This window comes from Pontibacter locisalis (assembly GCF_042684605.1).
In the GTDB taxonomy this organism is placed as follows: Bacteria; Bacteroidota; Bacteroidia; order Cytophagales; family Hymenobacteraceae; genus Pontibacter; species Pontibacter locisalis.
The window spans coordinates 131189-149622 of record NZ_JBHULU010000015.1 but is presented as its reverse complement, the minus strand read 5'-3'; the positions used below and the strand labels follow the sequence as shown (position 1 = coordinate 149622).

14 protein-coding genes are annotated in these 18434 nt (G+C 45.9%); 7 read left to right on the top strand and 7 right to left on the bottom strand.

Annotated features, from left to right (window positions below; genetic code table 11):
• Positions 1-70: 70 nt before the first annotated feature.
• Positions 71-2233, bottom strand: a complete 2163-nt coding sequence (locus tag ACFSRY_RS10890; RefSeq protein WP_377506846.1) for a S9 family peptidase — start codon at positions 2231-2233, stop codon at positions 71-73.
• A 271-nt stretch (positions 2234-2504) separates the two neighbouring features.
• Between ACFSRY_RS10890 and ACFSRY_RS10885 the strand changes: the two genes are divergently transcribed.
• The 5 genes from ACFSRY_RS10885 to ACFSRY_RS10865 all read left to right on the top strand — a co-directional run bounded on the left by ACFSRY_RS10885 (position 2505) and on the right by ACFSRY_RS10865 (position 7612).
• Positions 2505-2792, top strand: coding sequence for an ATP-dependent Clp protease adaptor ClpS (locus ACFSRY_RS10885; protein WP_377506843.1), 288 nt, complete (start codon positions 2505-2507; stop codon positions 2790-2792).
• A 13-nt stretch (positions 2793-2805) separates the two neighbouring features.
• Positions 2806-3414, top strand: coding sequence for a recombination mediator RecR (recR, locus tag ACFSRY_RS10880; RefSeq protein ID WP_377506840.1), 609 nt, complete (start codon positions 2806-2808; stop codon positions 3412-3414).
• A gap of 184 nt (positions 3415-3598) precedes the next feature.
• Positions 3599-4813, top strand: a complete 1215-nt coding sequence (locus ACFSRY_RS10875; RefSeq protein ID WP_377506837.1) for a pyridoxal phosphate-dependent aminotransferase — start codon at positions 3599-3601, stop codon at positions 4811-4813.
• Positions 4813-5832 carry a bifunctional heptose 7-phosphate kinase/heptose 1-phosphate adenyltransferase gene (locus tag ACFSRY_RS10870; RefSeq protein ID WP_377506834.1) on the top strand — a complete coding sequence of 340 codons (1020 nt, stop codon included), beginning with the start codon at positions 4813-4815 and terminating at the stop codon, positions 5830-5832. The genes ACFSRY_RS10875 and ACFSRY_RS10870 overlap by 1 nt, the downstream gene beginning before the upstream one ends.
• Complete coding sequence (locus ACFSRY_RS10865) at positions 5813-7612, top strand: TrkH family potassium uptake protein (RefSeq protein WP_377506830.1); 1800 nt, start codon at positions 5813-5815, stop codon at positions 7610-7612. The genes ACFSRY_RS10870 and ACFSRY_RS10865 overlap by 20 nt, the downstream gene beginning before the upstream one ends.
• Before the next feature lie 70 nt (positions 7613-7682).
• Here the strand turns inward: ACFSRY_RS10865 and hemE are convergent, their stop codons facing one another.
• Both hemE and ACFSRY_RS10855 read right to left on the bottom strand, forming a co-directional pair.
• Positions 7683-8726 carry a uroporphyrinogen decarboxylase gene (gene hemE, locus ACFSRY_RS10860; protein WP_377506827.1) on the bottom strand — a complete coding sequence of 348 codons (1044 nt, stop codon included), beginning with the start codon at positions 8724-8726 and terminating at the stop codon, positions 7683-7685.
• 161 nt (positions 8727-8887) lie between these two features.
• A complete protein-coding gene (locus tag ACFSRY_RS10855) occupies positions 8888-9511 on the bottom strand; it encodes a MarC family protein (protein WP_377506824.1) in 624 nt (207 codons plus the stop codon).
• A gap of 150 nt (positions 9512-9661) precedes the next feature.
• Between ACFSRY_RS10855 and ACFSRY_RS10850 the strand changes: the two genes are divergently transcribed.
• Together ACFSRY_RS10850 and purE are read left to right on the top strand one after the other, a co-directional pair.
• On the top strand, positions 9662-10792 hold the full coding sequence (locus ACFSRY_RS10850; protein WP_377506820.1) for a 5-(carboxyamino)imidazole ribonucleotide synthase: 1131 nt from the start codon (positions 9662-9664) through the stop codon (positions 10790-10792).
• Positions 10793-10795: 3 nt separating this feature from the next.
• The gene (gene purE / locus ACFSRY_RS10845) at positions 10796-11320 is read left to right on the top strand and encodes a 5-(carboxyamino)imidazole ribonucleotide mutase (protein WP_377506817.1); all 525 of its coding nucleotides are present in this window, start codon (positions 10796-10798) and stop codon (positions 11318-11320) included.
• 59 nt (positions 11321-11379) lie between these two features.
• On the opposite strand, the gene ACFSRY_RS10840 is transcribed toward purE, so the two are convergent.
• From ACFSRY_RS10840 to ACFSRY_RS10825, 4 genes are all read right to left on the bottom strand, one after another.
• Positions 11380-12063: a hypothetical protein gene (locus tag ACFSRY_RS10840; protein WP_377506814.1), complete on the bottom strand. Its 684-nt coding sequence runs from the start codon at positions 12061-12063 to the stop codon at positions 11380-11382.
• Positions 12064-12164: 101 nt separating this feature from the next.
• Positions 12165-14090 carry a molecular chaperone DnaK gene (gene dnaK, locus ACFSRY_RS10835; protein ID WP_377506811.1) on the bottom strand — a complete coding sequence of 642 codons (1926 nt, stop codon included), beginning with the start codon at positions 14088-14090 and terminating at the stop codon, positions 12165-12167.
• Between the two features lie 395 nt (positions 14091-14485).
• Entirely contained in the window at positions 14486-15160 is a 675-nt protein-coding gene (locus tag ACFSRY_RS10830) for a hypothetical protein (RefSeq protein ID WP_377506808.1), read from the bottom strand.
• 144 nt (positions 15161-15304) lie between these two features.
• The gene (locus ACFSRY_RS10825) at positions 15305-18244 is read right to left on the bottom strand and encodes a WD40/YVTN/BNR-like repeat-containing protein (RefSeq protein ID WP_377506803.1); all 2940 of its coding nucleotides are present in this window, start codon (positions 18242-18244) and stop codon (positions 15305-15307) included.
• Between the last annotated feature and the right edge of the window lie 190 nt (positions 18245-18434).

The following is an 18434-nucleotide window of genomic DNA, read 5'->3' as shown; positions in this document are numbered from 1 at the left end:
TGTGTAAAAGCAGCTAACTTTTTGCATCAGGCCACTGTTTTAGCAGTAGCCTGATACAAAATTATGAATTTTATAAGTTTTCGTCAAAGTACTGCGTAACTTTTCGCATTAGATGAACGCGATCTTTGCCTCTAACATTGTGAGGATGACCAGGATAAACAAAATAATCTAAAAGTATACCTTCATCTACTGCCTTCTTCACAAATTGCAGACTGTGCTGCCATACCACCACATCATCCACAGTACCATGAATCATCAGAAGCTTGCCCTTCAGGTTAGAAACATAGTTTAACAGGCTTGACTCCTCGAATCCTTGTGGGTTTTGCTCCGGAGTGTCCATGTAACGCTCCGTGTACATAACTTCATAGTACTTCCAGTCGATCACCGGGCCACCAGCTACACCTACTTTAAATACCTCCGGGGCTCTTAGCATTAAAGATGATGTCATAAATCCTCCAAAGCTCCAGCCGTGTACGCCTAACCGGTTCTGATCTACAAACGGCAACGATTTCAGGTAATCTACCCCCTTTAGCTGGTCAGCCATTTCTACGGTACCTAACTGTCGAAACGTCGCCTGCTCGAAGGCCAAGCCACGATTTCCTGAGCCACGGGAATCCAGGGTAAATACGATATAGCCTTTCTGGGCCATCAGGTGCATCCAAAGATTTGCTCCTCCCAGCCAGCTATTGGTAACTAACTGCACATGCGGTCCACCATACACGTAAACTACCACCGGATATTTTTTATTCTTATCCATATCGGGAGGTGTAATCATACGGGCATACAAGGCAGTGCCATCATCAGCCTTTATCGGAAAAATGGTTGTTTCTCCTAACTTATACTCTGTGAGTGGGTTTGTTGCAGTTAGCAAGGTCTGTGCTACTTTCCCTTCGCTGTTCAGGATCCATATCTTCCGCGGAATAAACTGGCTGCTATAGTTATCGATAATGTATTTGCTGCCTGGACTCAGCTGTGCATGATGGGTGCCTGTACCCTGTGATAATTTCTTTACTTTGCCATTGTTAAGATTAACAGAGTAGACATGACGCTCCAGTGGACCTTCAGCTGTAGATGTATAGTATAGTTCATCGCCTTTCGGGCTAAAACCAAGCACTTCGGTTACCATCCAGTCGCCGTTTGTTAACTGCCGGATCTGCTTTCCATTTCTGTCGTAGAGGTACAAGTGATCAAAGCCGGTACGCTCACTTATCCAGACAAAACGGTCTGGCTTGGTAGGCACAAAGTACAGGCTGTGCTCAGGTTCCACGTACTTCTCATTTTTCTCTTCGAAGAGCGTCTTCTCAAATTCACCTGTTAAAGCATCATACCTGTTTAACTTCATGTGGTTCTGATCCCGGTTCAGTACAGCCACATAAATATGCTTCTCATCCGGACTCCAGGTTACATTCGTTAAGTATTGTTCTGCGGGCTCACCTGTTTTGAGGTAGGTTACCTTCTTTTTAGCCGTATTGAAGATACCAACTGTTACATGATGGCTTTTACCACCAGCCATAGGGTATTTAATGGCGTTCTGCCTGGCAGGGAGGGGGTTAACATCAACCAAAGGATAATCAGTAACCATGCTTTGGTCCATGCGGTAAAATGCTAACATACTGCCACTTGGCGACCAGAAGGTACCCTTGGTGATCCCAAACTCAGAACGGTGTGCCGCTTGTCCGAAAACAATAGCAACATTTGCTTCCTCTGAAACAGCTGCATCCGGTGCGCCAGGAGAAGAAACATAGAGGTTGTTACCTTTGGTGTAGGCCACACGCTGTAAGGTCGGATCTAGTTCAGAATAATCAGCTTCCGGTGAGTAGGTTGTTACAACAGCCGCTTTGCCTGATCTTAAATCATACCGGTAGATCTTGTTTTGCGTGTTGATAACAAAGCTGTTACCGTCTGCCCAGTGCAGAATAGGGTAGGAGTTCAGCTTTTCGGCTCCTGCTGCTTCAAGGGCACTGCTAAGTTTACTAAGAGGCAGCAGCTCCGTTTGCCTGGGAGATTTAGCGCTGCCGCGCATTAAAACCTGTTCTCCATTTGTTTGTTTAACATAAGAGAAGTCATCCGTTTCTGCCACCCAAGTGAGCTGTCGCAGATTTTCTGGCAGCAACGCAGGGTTCGTGATGGCATCTTCCATGGTCAACATCTTGTTCTGGGCCTGTAGCTGCAGCGTAGCCGCCATCAGCACAAAGAACAGTGTTAACCTCCTGTAATGGTGAGAAATGATCATGAGAATATACAGTAATTTACCTGTTGAGTTTGAAGTATGGATATACAAGAAAGTCTTTATTTACCAGTAGAACAAGAATAGCGCCTATTTCCTGGTAACTCCTTTCAAATTGCTGTGCTGTATTACTTTAAGAATAGCGGAATTTGGCGGAATCATACGCCCGCTGCCTTTGTTGAAAACTATACCCTAACTTATAGAATGCAGCATCTGTAGTTGGTTTATACTTAGGGTACTACTTCGTTTAATGCTTATTTTTTTGTATTTTTGTACTATGAATTGGGATACAGATATTTTTCATAAGGAAGAGTTTGAGGTAGAGCTGCTGGAAGAAAGCACAGACCTGCGCAACCTGGTGGTGTACAACGATGATGTGAATACGTTTGATCATGTGATTGAAACACTAATCAAGATTTGTGGGCATACTGCAGAGCAGGCAGAGCAGTGTACACTGCTTATACATTACAAAGGGAAATGCACCGTTAAAGTTGGCTCGTTTGATGAGCTGAAGGGAATGTGCACTGCCTTGCATGACAAAGACTTGTCGGCGGATATTGAATAGTAGGGGAGGTTAAATGGAATTTCCGTCGAAGTTAATTGAAAATGCCGTGGAGGAGCTGGCAAAGCTGCCCGGCGTTGGCAGGAAAACCGCGCTGCGACTGGCACTGCACCTGTTAAAGGAAGAAACAGAAGGTACCTTTTCGTTGGCAGAGGCCCTGGTGAAAATGCGTACAGATGTGAAGCATTGTAAGAATTGCCACAATATTTCTGATACTGAAATTTGCAGCATCTGCTCCAATCCGCTGCGCGACAAGAGTTTGTTGTGTGTGGTAAGTGATATTCGAGATGTGATTGCAATAGAGAATACGTCACAATACAAAGGCCTGTACCATGTGTTGGGTGGTGTAATTTCTCCAATTGAAGGCATCGGTCCTTCGGATTTAAATATTGATTCGTTGCTGGAACGCCTGCCTAAATCTGAAGTTAAGGAACTGCTTTTCGCAATTAGCCCCACTATGGAAGGTGACACAACGGCTTTCTACCTTACCCGAAAATTGCGGGATCATGATGTACGGATTACCACCATTGCCCGTGGTGTGCCTGTAGGAGGAGAACTAGAATATACGGATGAGATAACCCTTGGCCGAAGCATTGTGGAACGCACTGCCTACGGTAAAGTTTAACATAATCTTAAAGTAACATGGGAAAGATACAGTTGAATAGCTGTATCTTTTTTATTTTACTTAAATTCATTCTCAGCTCACCCAAAATTATTGTCAAAATAGGCATCAATAATAAAGCTGGCAGGACTTCGGCTGGAAAGTCTGTTGCATTATGAGTAAATTGCCAGCTAAATACAAATACCCTATGCACGAATTAGAAGAGGTGAAAGCCATACTTTCAGATAGAATCTCTGCCTTATCGGAGTCACAGACCATTGCCATGGCCAAAAGGGCCCGTGAATTAGCCGCTCAGGGCTACGATGTGATCAATCTGAGTTTTGGTGAGCCCGATTTTCAAACTCCTCAGTATATAAAAGACGCAGCGAAGAAGGCGATAGATGATGGTTTTACCTTCTATACGCCTGTGGCAGGTTATCCAGAGCTGCGCCAGGAAATTGCCAATAAGTTCAAGCGCGATAACAACCTGGATTATAAGCCGGAAAATATTGTAGTCTCTACGGGTGCCAAGCAGAGTATAGCCAATGCGGTGCTTTGCCTCACTAACCCCGGGGATGAAGTGATCATTTTTTCACCCTACTGGGTATCCTACGAGGAGATCGTAAAATTAGCCGAGGGGGTGCCTGTTCCGCTAGTGGGCAGAATGGAGAATGACTATAAAGTGACTGCTGAGCAGCTTGAAAAAGCTATCACCTCTGATACCAAAGTGGTGATGTACTCCTCTCCTTGTAACCCGACAGGTGCTGTGTTTACCGAGGAGGAGTTGATGGCAATTGCTAAAGTGCTGGAGAAGCATCCTCAGATCATTGTAATAGCTGATGAAATTTACGAGTACATAAATTTTGAAGGCAAACATGCCAGCATGGCTAATATCGATTTTATCCGTGACCGTGTAATTACAGTTAACGGCTTCTCGAAGGGCTATGCCATGACCGGATGGCGTGTAGGATACCTGGCGGCACACAAAGATATTGCCGCAGCATGTGACAAGATGCAGAGCCAGATCACCTCTGGTACATGCTCCATAGCACAAAAGGCAGCTACTACCGCTCTTCAAGGTGGGAATGCTGCCTCCCTTGAGATGACTGAGGCATATCGCCGCCGCCGGAACCTGTTGTTGGACCTGATGCAGGACATCCCTGGCTTTAAAACATATGTGCCGGCTGGTGCATTTTATATTTTTCCTGATGTAAGCGCCTACTTTGGCAAGAGCCATGAAGGCAAGACCATTGAGTCTGCCCTTGACCTGAGCATGTTCCTGTTAACAGATGCACATGTAGCAGTGGTAAGTGGCGAGGCCTTTGGTGCTCCGCAATGCATGCGTTTTTCATATGCCACATCTGATGAAAAGCTGACAGAAGCGCTCAGCCGAATTAAGAAGAGCCTTGCTAAACTTCAGTAATGGATCAGATCAACAGCATAGAAGAACTTTTTTCAGCCTTCGATAAGCTGCATGTGCTTATTGTGGGCGATGTGATGATTGACTCTTACCTGTGGGGCAAATCAAACCGTATTTCCCCGGAAGCTCCTGTGCCCATAGTAAATGTAGTGAAGCGTGAGAAGCGTTTGGGTGGGGCTGCCAACGTGGCACTGAACGTGCAGGCATTAGGGGCAACTCCGTTATTATGCTCTGTTATTGGCGATGACCAGGACGGAGCAGATTACCTGCGGTTGATGGAGGAAAAAGACCTGTCAACGCAGGGGATTGTGCAGAGCGCGGAAAGAGTAACCACTATTAAGCATCGCATTATTGCAGGAGCACAGCAACTTCTGCGCGTTGATTCAGAAATTGAGCATAACCTGACGGCTTATGAGGAGCGCCACCTGGAAGAGCGATACCTTCAGCTTCTAGAGAAGGTTGATGTAGTTATCTTTGAAGATTACGACAAGGGTGTTTTTTCAGAGAATAACATCCAGCGCTTTATCAACCTGGCTAAAGAACATAACATACCTACTGTAGTAGATCCTAAAAAGAAGAATTTCCTGAGCTATACAGGGTGTACGCTTTTTAAACCTAACCTCAAGGAGCTGCGTGAAGGCCTTAAAGTTGATTTTGCAGATGAAAACCTGCATGCTTTTGAGGAGGCTGTTGCTGCCTTGCAGGCACAGCTCCAGGTACAGCAAGTGCTGGTAACCTTATCGGAAAGAGGGGTTTTTGTAGCTGATGGCCATGAGAAGACCTATATTCAGGCTCACCGCCGCTCTATCTCTGATGTATCGGGAGCCGGAGATACGGTGATCAGCATTGCCGCACTTTGTATGGCCCTAAATGCATCAGCACCGTTCCTGGCTGGTTTAAGTAACCTGGGAGGAGGATTGGTGTGTGAGCAGGTAGGCGTAGTGCCTGTAAATAAACAGCGCCTCCTGGAAGAGGCAAAGCAAATCAGGTTATTCGAAACACATGAATACAGAAACGCTTAACAGGGTACTTTACGGTAGTAAGCTCAGAGTCTATGCCACCATGCGGCGCACTACTTATGTGCTGTCGATATTGGCAGTCGGGCTTCTGGTGTACGCGCATGGAGTAGTAGAGAGTCCCGAAAGACTTCGGATGCTCTATTATGCCATAGACATAATCTTTGCCATCTTTGTTATAATCTATTTCCTGCGTATTCTATATGCTTTTGAGCGTGTAAAGTTTCTCCAGCGGACCTGGTTTGAAGGTATTTTGATGGCCATTGTGCTTGTGAACCAGGTAGGAACATACATGCTGGATTTTCCGGTAGTTTATAACGTATTCGAGGGAGTAGGAATTCCGCTTTCTGTGGAGCTGTATCGGGTGTTGGTATCTTTCTACATGCTGGTGCTCTTAGTTGTGGAACTGCTGGAAACGAGGGTCCACCTGAAAACAGTTCAGCTCAAGCCTTCCATTACCTTCATCATGAGCTTTGTCTTCCTTGTTTTTGTGGGAGCAGGCTTATTCATGCTTCCTAAAATGACGAATGCACCGGAAGGGATGCGTTTCGTGGATGCTTTGTTTATGGCTACAAGTGCCTCCTGCGTTACAGGACTGGCCGTAGTTGACCCTGGTACCTATTTTACCTTTGCAGGGCAGGTAGTGCTGCTCACGCTGATTCAGATGGGTGGTTTAGGTATTCTTACATTTGCCACTTTCTTTGCCTCCCTTATGCGGCAGGGGGTAGGGATAAAGCAGCACGTTGCTATGCACGAGTTGCTGGAAAGCGAGACGCTATACTCTACTAAGGGACTTTTACAAAAGCTGATTGTCCTGACGTTTTCTATAGAGGCTATTGGTGCTCTTATTATTTTTATGTCCTGGGGGCCAGCTGCTGAATTTACCAACCTTGGCACCAAAATATTCTTCTCTATTTTTCATTCCGTTTCGGCCTTCTGTAACGCTGGTTTTTCTTTGTATCCTGAAGGACTATACACCCAGCCTGTCAGGTTTGCTTACGTGCTGCATCTGGTGGTAGCTATGCTGATCATTTTTGGGGGAATAGGCTTTCCAACAATTCTCGACGTGCTGTCACCAAGCGCAATGCGTGCAAGGTTACGCGCTCCCTGGAAAAATTGGAAGATGCTGTCGAGGGTAACAATTTATACTTCCGCTTTGCTGCTTTTAATGGGTACAGTCGGTTTCTTTCTGCTGGAGTACTACAATACGTTGGCAGAAAAGAACTTTGTGGAGGCTTTAATAGCTTCATTCTTCCAATCGGTAACCACCCGTACTGCAGGGTTTAACACTGTAGATATTTCTGCGCTGAACGTACCTACTCTGATGATGTTTATTTTTCTAATGTTTATCGGAGGGTCTCCAGGATCAACGGCTGGTGGTATAAAGACTACAACGTTCACTGTAATTCTGATCTCTGTTTTAGCAACTATCAGAAATAAACGTAACATGGAGATAGGACATCGTACCATACCGCATTCTGTTTCTTACAAAGCTTTTTCAATTTTCACCTTCGCTGCCATGCTCAACATCCTGTTCATCTTTATTCTTTCTATCACAGATGCGCAGTATGATATTATGAAGCTGGCTTTTGAGCAGGTATCAGCTTTTGCTACGGTAGGCTTAAGTACCGGAATAACGGCTGGCCTTTCTGATTTTGGTAAAGTAGTTATCATCATGTCTATGTATATTGGCAGGGTAGGAACGCTGACACTGGCCCTCGCATTAAGCACACGTACAACTTCAACAAACCACAAATACCCGGAAACTCACCTGGCGGTTGGTTAACCCAAGTGACTTTCAAAAAATAAGGCCTGCTATGAAAACAGCAGGCCTTATTTTTTGCGGAGTAGTATAGTTAGCTCTGACTTACTGCGCTACCATATTCTTTTACTGTCTGAATGAAGCATTTTACTTTCTCAGGATCCGTATCAGGGTAAACGCCATGCCCTAAATTAGCAATGTGGCGCTGCGGACCAAATTCCTTCAGCATCTTTATTGTCTCCTTCTGTATTGTATCAAAAGAGCTATAAAGAAGGCAGGGGTCCATGTTGCCTTGCAATGTTTTATTAGGTCCTACTTCCTGGCGTGCCCTGGCAATTTCCATATGCCAGTCCAGTCCTATGGTTTCACAGTTTAGTTTGCTGAAATCCTCCAGGGCGAAGAATGCACCTTTGGCGAAGACTGTAACCGGAACATTACGAATAGCATTGCAAATTTCTGAAATATATGGCAAAGCGAATTCACGATAATGAGCCGGAGAAAGAATGCCAGCCCATGAATCAAAAATCTGGATCAGGTTTGCGCCGGCCTCAACCTGAGCCTTCAGGTAAGCTGTAGTGGTATCAGTGATCATGCGCAGTAACTGGTGCGCCAGTTTAGGATTAGTATAAAGCATTCCGCGTGCATGCGAGAAAGTCTTTGAGCCGCTTCCTTCCACCATATAAGCAAGGATAGTCCAGGGAGCCCCTGCAAATCCGATTAGTGGCACGCGCCCGTTAAGAGCCCTTTTCGTCACCTTTATTGCATCCAGTACATATTGCAGGTGCTCGTGTGGATCAGCTACTCTTAAGCGCTTCATGTCTTCTTCGGTACGTATCGTCCTCGGGAAAATGGGACCACGCTTCTCAATCATTTCATAAGTACAGCCCATGGCCTCGGGTACTACTAAAATGTCGGAGAAAATGATGGCAGCATCTACATCCAATATGTCCACTGGCTGGATGGTTACCTCTGCGGCAAGTTCAGGTGTTTCTACCAGTTCTTTAAAACCACTGAGGCTGTTACGCACAGCTCTGTATTCTGGTAAGATTCGGCCAGCCTGGCGCATCAGCCAAACCGGAGTACGTTCTACCGCCTCACCTTTGGCGGCTCTGATAAGCAGATCGTTTTTCAATTGCATGGCGCAAAGATAAGTTAAAAATGCCGATTGTCAGAAAGTGATTGTTATCATCAATCTGAGGGTATGTTCGTACACCTACGCTTTTCAGGCCTTCCGGATTTATGCAGAGACAGTTTTCCGACTCTTTTTCGGTAAGACTCGGATATTTGACTATCTGTATTTTACCTTTCTGTAAAGAAAAGGGCTGTAAGAGCAGATACAATGAAGTTTACTCCGATAGAGAGCACAATAAAGCCCATGATGCGGGAAAGGGCTGCCAGACCGGACTTGCCCATGTACCGCGTCAGCTGGTAAGAGAAACGCAGGATAATATAGCTTACTGCAGCCAATAAGATGATGCCAATCAGGATCATTATCATGTCCAGGTAAGACAGGGAGGTAGTGAACAAGCCTATACTAATAGCAATTGCACCTGGTCCGGAAAGCATGGGCATGGCAAGTGGAGTGAAGGAAATATCTTCTTTCTGCTGCCCTTCTTCCACAACTTCCGGAGATATTTTCTTCTTGTTTGCTCCTGGAGTAAGTAAGTCAAATCCTGCCTTCATGATCATCAGTCCTCCGGCGATGCGTAAGTCATGAATTCGGATGCCGAAAAAGTTAAGCACATATTGCCCGGCCAGAAAGAACACTGCCAATATTCCTACCATGTATAAACAAGCCTTCAGTGCCTGCTGATTCCGGCTAACAGGGGTGTCATCCTGGGTAAGGGTAAGGAAGACGGGCATGGCGCCAAAAGGGTTAACAACAGAGAATAAAGCAGAGAAAGTGGCAAGTATGATTTCCATGAATAGCTAAAGGTGCGAAAAAGTATAGCCTTAAATATAGGTCTTTATACATGTAAAACAAAGCTTTGGCGGTTATGCCCGATAAGAGGAGGGTGATTAAAGTATATTCTGTATTTTTGAGAAACGATCATTTTAAAACCAAAATCACAAATGAAAGGAGAAGTAAAGCTAGGCATTCTTGGCGGCGGGCAGTTGGGGCGCATGCTGATGCAGGCCGGGTTAGATTTTAACCTGTATACCTTAGTACTAGACCCTGACGAGAACGCTCCCTGCAAAGATGTTTGTAATGAGTTCTTCGTGGGAAGCTTCCGGGACTTCGACACCGTTTATGAGTTTGGCAGGAACTGTGATATCCTCACCATTGAGATTGAGCACGTAAATGCTGATGCGCTTGAAAAACTGGAACAGGAGGGTGTAAAGGTTTATCCGGATGCCAAAACAGTACGCACTATTCAGGATAAAGGACTGCAAAAGGAGTTCTATAGAAAGCATAACATCCCTACCTCAGATTTTCTGATCTTAAAGAATAAAGCAGAGCTGGAAGACAACCTGCATTTTTTGCCAGCTTTTCAGAAGTTGCGCCGTGAAGGGTATGATGGGCGTGGAGTGACAAGGCTGGGAGCTGCTGCTGATACAGCAAAGGCATTTGAAGAACCATCGGTACTGGAGAAACTGGTAGATTTCGAGAAGGAGATCTCTGTGATCGTCGCCCGAAATGAAAGTGGCGAAATAACGGCATTCCCGGTGGTAGAGCTTAGTTTTCATCCGGAACACAACCTGGTGGATTCTCTTTTTGCGCCTGCCAATGTGCCTTACAAACTGCAGCGCCTTGCCATTGAAATTGCTACGCGCGTAATAGAAAGTTTTAATATGGTAGGCATACTTGCTGTAGAAATGTTCCTGACAAAGGATGGCCAGATATTAGTAAATGAGGTCGCTCCTCGGCCGCACAACAGTGGGCACCATACGATCAAAGCAAATTACACATCGCAGTACGAACAGCACCTGCGTGCTATCCTTAACCTTCCGCTGGGTTCTACAGAGATACAGAGTGCTGCCGTTATGCTAAACCTGCTGGGCGAGCCTGGTTTTGATGGGGAGGCAAAATATGAAGGTCTGCAGGAGGCTTTAGCTGTGCCAGGTGTTTACATTCATTTGTACGGCAAAAAGTATACCCGCCCTGCCCGTAAAATGGGACACATCACGGTGCTGGGTAAAAACATAGAAGAAGCGCAGCATCGTGCTGATTCTGTTAAAAATGTGATCAAAGTAAAAGCATAAACCATGGCCGACGAAACTACAAAACAACCCTTAGTAGGAATTATCATGGGTAGCCAATCCGACCTTAGAGTGATGGATGCTGCCGCTGAAATACTGGAAACCCTTGGAGTACCTTATGAACTGACCATTGTGTCGGCTCATCGTACGCCGCACCGCATGTTTGAGTATGCGGAGAACGCCCGCAAGAGAGGCTTGAAAGTAATCATCGCAGGAGCAGGAGGGGCAGCGCATTTGCCAGGTATGGTAGCTTCTATTACAACACTACCAGTTATTGGCGTGCCGGTAAAATCAAGTAACTCTATCGATGGATGGGATTCTGTGCTGTCTATACTTCAGATGCCGGGTGGCGTGCCCGTGGCTACTGTTGCTTTAGATGGTGCCTTGAATGCCGGAATACTTGCAGCGCAAATTATTGGTACCAGTAGCGCTGCTGTAGCTGATAAGCTGGAGAAGTACAAAACAGGACTAAAGGATAAAGTGATGCGCTCTGTGGAGGAGCTGAAAAGAGGGGATAGGGATTTAGATTAAGCATTAAAGTATAAATAAAAAGGCCACTATTCACTAGTGGCCTTTTATATGACTAACCTCTAGAAGTAAAAGCTTGCTCCGATTCTGGTACTGGATAAACCAAAATCGGCACTAAAGTCATGAGGATGCTCTGCGCCATCAGGAGAGGTACTGTCATCAAGAATATGATTGTAGTGCAGTAGGTTAAGCTTTAACTCCAGACCAATTTTGGGTGTCAGGAAGTAAGCAATACCAGGTGAAACAACACCTTGCACAGAGAGAGCAGAGGTTTGTTCTGAACCGCCAGACTTAGCTGTTGTACGCTCCGGATCGCTTTTTACAAAACTAGAGGAAAGATACTCGCTGTCAGCGGATTCGTACTTAACGCCAACCCGACCTTCGCCAAAAACATAGAGCCTGAGTTTAACAGGATAGTAAAAACGTGCCTGCGAACCAAAGTGCCATGAGCTTCTTTTTTGCTTATAATATTCGTAGAAGCTCATGTTAAATGAGTTGTTATCGTTTGTGGTTTCAACTTCAGAAATACCTCTGCCATATTCTGCAAAAACTCCTGCGGCCCATTTTTCAGAAACCATACTACTTACAGAAGTGCTTACCTGATAAAAGTGGAAATCATTGCCTCTGCCATCTTTCTGTGTATTCAAGCCAACATCAGTTGTTATAAAGTAGGATTTTGGTTGAATCTGTGCAGAGGCCTGCAGTAAAGCAAACATGCAGCAGGCTAAAAGTATAAGTCGCTTCATAGATATTTCTTTGAAGCCGCTATATACGATGGTTTATACTACAAAACAAAAAATCCCCTGCCGAAACCGGCAGGGGATTTTTTGTTTTGTATGTCTACGGATTACTTGTTCCCGTCTACTTCTTCGTAATCTACATCAGTTACGCCGCCATCATTGGCTGCGCCCTGTTCAGCGCCCGGCTGACCTCCCGGCTGGCCATCGCCCCCTGGAGCACCACCTTGCGTTGCATTGTACATCTCCTGAGAGGCTGCACTCCATGCATTGTTCAGGTTTTCAATTGCTTTGTCGATGCCTGCCACGTCTTTAGACTCGTGTGCTTTCTTCAACTCAGCAAGAGCGTTCTCGATGTTAGACTTATTGCCAGCAGACAGCTTATCGCCATACTCCTTCAGCTGCTTCTCCGTCTGGAAAATCATAGAGTCGGCTGCGTTCAGCTTCTCGATCTCTTCCTTCGCTTTCTTATCGGCTTCAGCATTGGCCTCTGCCTCCTGACGCATCTTCTCGATCTCCTGCTCACTCAGACCAGAAGAAGCTTCAATACGGATCTTCTGCTCTTTGCCTGTGGCTTTATCCTTCGCAGTTACGTGCAGAATACCGTTAGCATCGATGTCAAATATTACTTCGATCTGAGGAACACCACGTGGAGCTGGTGGAATACCATCCAGGTGGAATCTACCGATGGTGCGGTTATCCTTCGCCATTGGGCGCTCACCCTGTAGCACGTGGATCTCAACAGACGGCTGGTTATCCGAAGCAGTAGAGAATGTCTCAGCCTTCTTCGTCGGAATCGTAGTGTTCGACTCAATCAGTTTAGTCATCACACCACCCATTGTTTCAATACCCAGTGAAAGAGGCGTTACGTCCAGTAGAAGTACATCTTTTACTTCACCTGTTAAAACACCACCCTGAATCGCAGCACCAATCGCTACTACCTCATCCGGGTTCACACCTTTCGAAGGCTTCTTGCCGAAGAACTTCTCAACTTCTTCCTGCACCTTAGGGATACGTGTAGAACCACCTACAAGAATCACCTCATCAATGTCAGAAGTTGACAGACCGGCATCCTGAAGGGCTTTCTTACAAGGCTCCATTGAACGACGGATCAGGTCATCAGAAAGCTGCTCAAACTTAGCGCGTGTTAACTTGCGCACCAGGTGCTTTGGCACACCGTCAACCGGCATGATGTATGGCAAGTTGATTTCTGTTTCGTTAGAAGAAGAAAGCTCAATCTTAGCTTTTTCAGCAGCTTCTTTCAGACGCTGCAGTGCCATTGGATCTTTACGCAGGTCTATGCCTTCGTCTTTCTTAAACTCCTCTGCAAGCCAATTGATGATCACTGCATCAAAGTCGTCACCACCCAGGTGCGTGTCACCGTTTGTAGATAATACTTCAAACACGCCATCACCCAATTCCAGTATCGAAATATCGAACGTACCACCACCAAGGTCGAACACCGCGATCTTCTGATCTTTGTGCTTCTTGTCCAAACCGTAAGCAAGCGCTGCTGCTGTAGGCTCGTTAATAATACGCTTTACTTCAAGACCCGCAATCTGACCAGCCTCTTTTGTAGCCTGGCGCTGCGCATCGTTAAAGTAAGCCGGCACGGTAATTACCGCCTCCGTTACTGTTGTGCCCAGGTAATCTTCTGCGGTAGCCTTCATTTTCTGAAGGACCATAGCAGAGATTTCCTGTGGTGTATACTCTCTGTCGCCGATCTGAACACGTACCGTATTGTTGCTACCCTGCTGTACCTTATAAGATACCTGCTTTGCTTCTTCAGTAACTTCATTATAGCTGTGGCCCATGAAGCGCTTGATAGAAGCAATTGTGTTCTGAGGATTTGTGATCGCCTGACGTTTAGCCGGATCACCTACTTTACGCTCGCCGTTTCCGTTATCCAGAAAAGCAACGATAGATGGAGTAGTTCTGCGGCCTTCGCTGTTAGGTATAACAACTGGCTCGTTACCTTCCATTACGGCAACGCAAGAGTTGGTTGTACCTAAGTCAATACCAATTATTTTTCCCATTCTATAGTTTTATTATATCGTTCCTATACTTGATTTCTATTTTCCTCTATTATATCAACCCTTGTGCCAAGGGGGAAATCGCTGTTTTTGTCTGTCAATATGTCATTTTTATCAAACAGGATTTCGCTTTTGTCTGATTTAGTTATGCTACCTGCTGCTGTATGCGACAGAATTACTTATTGAACCTGTAGGAGTTACTTCGGGAATTGAAGCAGAGTTTTAAAATGCCTGCAGAGGCATTAGAATAATTATTATACAGTTGTTATAAGCTGGTAAGGAAAGTGAAAAAGCCTTGGTGTCCGCTCTGCAAAGATTTGGCTGCCAAGGCTTTTTGTGGAAATATGAGGGAACGCTACAGGATAAATACTATAAGAAGCACCTGTAGGGCAGAGCAGTTAGTTAGAGGCCGAGTTATCCAGCTCAACTGGACCTGAGTTGGCCATCCCCTTTGCTCTTCTTCCAGATGTTTTTCTGTACGTTGATTCTATCTCAGTAAACAGCGTATTCAAGTGCAATTCAAATTTCTTTGCGTGCCTTATTCTTTGCTTTTCATCGTTGCCAAACATACCACCTGTTTTATACACTTTCTGCATTACCCCAAGTGAAGGATGGGCAATATCGTTGCTGAAAGCAGTGGTAGCTAAGGTGAAGTTATTGGGGAAGTAATAGAAAGCAGCTATAAACTGGGCTCCCGAAGAAACAAGTACGGCAGGCAAGGCTACTAACCCCAGCGCACTCACAACAATTCCAGTGGCCCGATCAGTGGAAGTGGTGTATTTTACATCTTCAATTCTGAGCTGCAGCGAGCTGTTGTCCTGGCATTCAGTAAGTTTGAAGGCGTGCGCTTCACTGTTATACTTTACGATATACTGGTCCAGCGACTCTTCGAACTGCTCCTGGAATTCTGCCGGAACGTTTGGAGCAAATGTCAGGCAAACACCAAGCTCCTCAATCTTCTGCCCTTCCCGCATCGAAAGCCTGTTGCTTGTGCACTGAGTGAAAAGTATGAGGCAAAGCATCAGAAGCACGTGCAGTTCCTGCGCGCGTAAGTTTTTGTAAAAGTGTTTCATATTAGATTGGTAGGTTTAAACTACAGGCAAAATAATAAATATACAGATATATTAATGCTGTGTTATGAAGAGTTTTATGGGGTGAGCCATAAATAAAAAGAGGCGGCCTAACAGGTCGCCTCTTTGATGAATCAGGAGGAGTAATTATCCTCTTGTTCTTTTTTCAGGAGCTTTGATTGTAAACTCCTGCACTTTCTTTGTACCGCCTGCAGTTTCAATTTCTACAGTATATTTACCTGGCTGCAGGTAAATGATCTTGTCCTCGGCAGGCGTTACTTTTACAGGCTCTTCACCTTCTTTCTTTGTGCTGTTCAAGGCAGTCTCGTAAGCCCTGGCATTGGCCTCATCCACAGAAAGGTTGTAGGTTACATAATTTAAGCCGCGCTCACTCTGGTCTTTTAACTCCTTTACAACCTGCCCTTTCTCTGTTTTAATGCGAATAGTAGTAGCGCCTGCTGTTGAAGTATAGTATGGGATCGAGAGCTCAGCCTGCATTGTGTCTCCCCAGGCATACCATTTCTCACCCCAGCGCGGATTATAGTTTACCTGGCCTAACGCAAAAATATGTAACTGCTGGTTCATTAGCTCTGGTGTTAGTTGCTGCAGGTGATCTACGTTTGCTATGTAGATGGAGCGGCCATGTGTACCTACTACCAGGTCGTTCTCGCGTGGATGAACCACTACGTCATGTACCGCCACTGCCGGCATTCCTTTGCTCATGGCTGTAAAGGTCTTGCCTCTGTCTAGGGAAATGTAAAGTCCGTGGTCTGTGCCTACATAAAGCAGATTCTCGTTCTTCGGGTCTTCCTTTACCACATTAATTGCCTCCTGAGGCAGGTTCATACCAATGCGCTCCCACTTCTTGCCATTGTTCTCCGACACGTACAGGTATGGTGTGAAATCATCCCAGCGGTAACCGTTCAGTGAAGTATAAACTCTGTCAAGTTTATGAGCAGAAGCTACTACAGTAGACACCCACATGTTCTGTGGCAACTTCTCGGAGATCTTAGTCCAGGTATAGCCACCGTCATTTGAAGTCTGGATAACGCCATCATCAGAACCAACATACAGGTAGCCAAATCGCACCGGCGACTCATCAATGCTGGTAAGGGTGCCATAGCCAACGTCACCTTTGCGGCCACCCTGTGTCAGGTCACCAGATAAAGTTTTCATGTCTTCGCCACGATTCAGGGAACGGTGGAATTTGTTAGATCCAAAGTATACCACATCCTGGTTGTGACGGCTAAGGTGAATAGGCGCTTCCCAGTTGAAACGCAATGGCCGCTCACCTAACTCATGATTCGGACGGATAGAAGTACGCTCACCCGTTGCTTTGTTCAGGCGGAAGTATACTCCATACTGAGAGCCCAGGTAAACGATGTTATTGTCACGCCAGTCTACCTGTACCTGCATGCCATCGCCACCACCTAAGCGCTGGTAAGGGTATTTGCCTTCCGCGGTCCAGGCATTGCTGGGCTCGTAAGTATTAGGGCCGTACCAGGTGCCGTTGTCCTGCAGACCACCATACACATTGTAAGGCTTTGCCATGTCCACGGCTACGGCATAAAACTGCCCCACAGGTATAGGATTAACTTTAGCCCAGTTCTTGCCATCGTCGTAGGTAATGTTTATACCACCGTCGTTACCATCGATCAAATAGCCCGGTTTATCAGGGCTCACCCAAAGTGCCTGGTGATCTGCGTGTACATTGTCTCCTTCAATGCTGCGGAAGGTTTTGCCACCATCGTCTGATGTCAGGATAGGTACGCCAAGAATGTATATCTTGTCAGGGTTGAGGGGCGATACACGAATAACGCCAAAATAGTATCCGTAGCTGGAGTACATGTCATCAATGTAGCTGTCGTGGGTTTTGGTCCAGGTTTTACCACCATCATTTGTACGGTACACTTCTGCTCCTCTTACTGGTGCTTCAGCTCCTTCTGTTTCTGCAAAGGGATCTTCCAGGTATTCTGTAATGGCAGCAGGCTTTATTTCTCCTTTACGTACCATCTCTTTGATACTTTTGGCAGTGTACGCTTTCGGGAAACGATTCTCATCCAGAAACTCATTCAGGAATTTATCGTCCAGCTTCAGGAAGTCTTCTGTGGTCATACCCCTGAAGATGTCCTTGTCTAACTGGCCTGGCTTGGGCTCTTTCTTCTCCAGCGCACGCCGCTCCTGGTTATCCACCAAAGCATAGATTACGTTGGGGTTGCCTGGGTACAGGCTCAGACCAATACGGCCTACGCCATCTGTGTCCGGAAAGCCACTGCCCGATGTACTGATGTCAGACCAGGTGTTACCGCCGTCGGTTGATTTATAGACACCAGAAGTTTTACCACCCTCTACAAAGTTCCAGGCGCGGCGCTCGCGGTGCCACATGGCTGCATACACGTTGTCTGGATTTTTAGGGTCCACCTGCAGGTCTATGGCGCCTGTGTTGTTATCGATGTATAGCGTTTTTTTCCAGGTTTTTCCGCCATCTGTAGTTTTATAAACCCCGCGCTCCTGGTTAGGGGAATACAGGTGACCAACGGCTGCTACCCAAGCTGTACTCGGATCTGTTGGGTGCACAATAACTTTACCGATATGATGCGTGTCATCGAGCCCAAGGTGCTGCCAGTTCTTTCCTCCGTCTGTGCTTTTATAAACACCCACGCCAGAATAAGAAGAACGACTGGAGTTGCTTTCTCCCGTTCCTATCCAGATAGTTTCGTTGTTATCCCAGTCAACGGCAATGTCACCGATGGTCATAACGGCCTGGTTGTCGAAAAGCGGCTCAAATGAAAGCCCGTTATTCGTCGTTTTCCAAAGCCCGCCTGAAGCAAAGGCTGCATAAAAAGTGTTAGGGTCTTTGGGCGACACCTCAATGTCTGTGATACGGCCGCTCATAACCGTAGGACCTGTGTTGCGGAATGCAACATTGCCGGCAATGGAGCTTTGTTCCAACTGCTGCCTTTTGTCATAAGCCTGCAGTCGTTCTTTAGCAGGCGTGAAGGGCGGTTGTTTAGTTGATTTCTGAGCTTGTACGGCACATCCTGTCAGGGCAACCAGCATGGCTACTGAGAGTAATCGTTTTTGCATAGTATGAATGAGAAAAGTAGATCAGTTTTGTTTGTAGATCAGTTTTGTTTAACACTATAAAGCTAATGATTTGTGCGGGATTTCGGAAGTGGCACAAATTTGTTGACAATTGAAGATCAACAGTAGCTTTTAACCGGTGCCAACTTTTCCAGGTAGCTGGACTTAAAAGCCATATTAAAAGAAGTGAGTG

Coding starts and splice junctions, on each gene's coding strand:
- ACFSRY_RS10890 (WP_377506846.1), bottom strand. CDS start 2,233: ATGATCATTTCTCACCATTACAGGAGGTTAACACTGTTCTTTGTGCTG.
- ACFSRY_RS10885 (WP_377506843.1), top strand. CDS start 2,505: ATGAATTGGGATACAGATATTTTTCATAAGGAAGAGTTTGAGGTAGAG.
- recR (WP_377506840.1), top strand. CDS start 2,806: ATGGAATTTCCGTCGAAGTTAATTGAAAATGCCGTGGAGGAGCTGGCA.
- ACFSRY_RS10875 (WP_377506837.1), top strand. CDS start 3,599: ATGCACGAATTAGAAGAGGTGAAAGCCATACTTTCAGATAGAATCTCT.
- ACFSRY_RS10870 (WP_377506834.1), top strand. CDS start 4,813: ATGGATCAGATCAACAGCATAGAAGAACTTTTTTCAGCCTTCGATAAG.
- ACFSRY_RS10865 (WP_377506830.1), top strand. CDS start 5,813: ATGAATACAGAAACGCTTAACAGGGTACTTTACGGTAGTAAGCTCAGA.
- hemE (WP_377506827.1), bottom strand. CDS start 8,726: ATGCAATTGAAAAACGATCTGCTTATCAGAGCCGCCAAAGGTGAGGCG.
- ACFSRY_RS10855 (WP_377506824.1), bottom strand. CDS start 9,511: ATGGAAATCATACTTGCCACTTTCTCTGCTTTATTCTCTGTTGTTAAC.
- ACFSRY_RS10850 (WP_377506820.1), top strand. CDS start 9,662: ATGAAAGGAGAAGTAAAGCTAGGCATTCTTGGCGGCGGGCAGTTGGGG.
- purE (WP_377506817.1), top strand. CDS start 10,796: ATGGCCGACGAAACTACAAAACAACCCTTAGTAGGAATTATCATGGGT.
- ACFSRY_RS10840 (WP_377506814.1), bottom strand. CDS start 12,063: ATGAAGCGACTTATACTTTTAGCCTGCTGCATGTTTGCTTTACTGCAG.
- dnaK (WP_377506811.1), bottom strand. CDS start 14,090: ATGGGAAAAATAATTGGTATTGACTTAGGTACAACCAACTCTTGCGTT.
- ACFSRY_RS10830 (WP_377506808.1), bottom strand. CDS start 15,160: ATGAAACACTTTTACAAAAACTTACGCGCGCAGGAACTGCACGTGCTT.
- ACFSRY_RS10825 (WP_377506803.1), bottom strand. CDS start 18,244: ATGCAAAAACGATTACTCTCAGTAGCCATGCTGGTTGCCCTGACAGGA.